Here is a 1154-nt window from a genome sequence, read left to right as displayed (position 1 = left end):
CCCACACCTGCTCGACCTGCTGCGGGCCTGGTGGAAGGCGGCCCGGCCACAGGGCTGGCTGTTCCCGGGCCGCGATCCGGCCCAGCCGATGACGACGCGCCAGCTCAATCGCGCCTGCCACGCCGCCGCGCAGATGGCGGAGATCAACAAACGTGTCTCGCTGCATACCCTGCGGCACAGCTTCGCCACCCACCTGCTCGAACAGAACATCGATGTCCGCATCATCCAGGTGCTGCTCGGCCACGCCAAGCTCGATACCACCGCGCTCTATACCCGCGTCGCCACCAAGACGATCAGCGAGGTCATGAGCCCGCTGGAGCATATCGCGTTCAAGCTCCAGGAGACCCGGCCACCCGGCTGACGTTAGGGCCGCGTGTGGCGCGCCCGGCTCTGGAGGTTGCAGACATCTTCCGCGACCATGGTCCGGCATGGCGCAGAGCCAATGCCGGTCATGTCAGCCTCGACCAACTGAAGGTGATGTCGGCCATCGAGCGCAGCCGCACGGCGGCGCTCGGCGGTCATGTCGCGCGCTGCGCGGACTGCGCCTATACCACCATTGCCTACAACTCCTGCCGCAACCGGCACTGCCCGAAGTGCCAGGGCGCCGCCGCCAAGGATTGGCTTGCCGACCGCGAGGCCGAGCTGTTGCCGGTGCCGTATTATCACGTGGTGTTCACGCTGCCGGCGGCCATCGCCGACATCGCCTACCAGAACAAGGCGGTGATGTACGATCTGCTGTTCAAGGTCTCGGCCGAGACCATGCTGACGATCGCCGCCGATCCGAAGCATCTCGGGGCAAGGATCGGCATCACCTCCGTCCTGCACACCTGGGGCTCGGCCCTGACCCACCACCCGCATGTGCACATGATCGTGCCGGGCGGCGGCATCGCGCCGGACGGCCAGCGCTGGGTGTCCTGCCGGCCGGGCTTCTTCCTCCCCGTGCGCGTGCTCTCCCGCCTGTTCCGGCGGCTGTTCCTTCAGAGGCTCGTCGCCACGCACCACGCCGGTCGCCTGAGCTTCTTCGGCGATCACGCCCATCTCGCCGAGGCGCAATCCTTCGCAGCTTATCTCGCGCCACTGCGCAAGGCCGAGTGGGTCGTCTACGCAAAACGGCCGTTCGGCGGGCCGGAGGCGGTACTGGCCTATCTGTCGCG

Annotated in this window: 2 protein-coding genes; both read left to right on the top strand. The window is 67.5% G+C overall.

Going from position 1 to position 1154, the window contains the following annotated elements:
- Window positions 1–361: tyrosine-type recombinase/integrase (locus tag ACZBJS_RS42535; protein WP_463440334.1), on the top strand; the 361-nt coding region annotated here is incomplete at its 5' end.
- A gap of 14 nt (window positions 362–375) precedes the next feature.
- Window positions 376–1154, top strand: a 779-nt coding sequence (locus tag ACZBJS_RS42530; protein ID WP_463440333.1) for an IS91 family transposase, incomplete at its 3' end; no start/stop codon positions are given.

The organism is Bradyrhizobium sp. KZN70725 (assembly GCF_055264925.1).
Note: the sequence above shows the minus strand (reverse complement) of the source record. Positions and strands in the feature narration are given on the sequence as shown.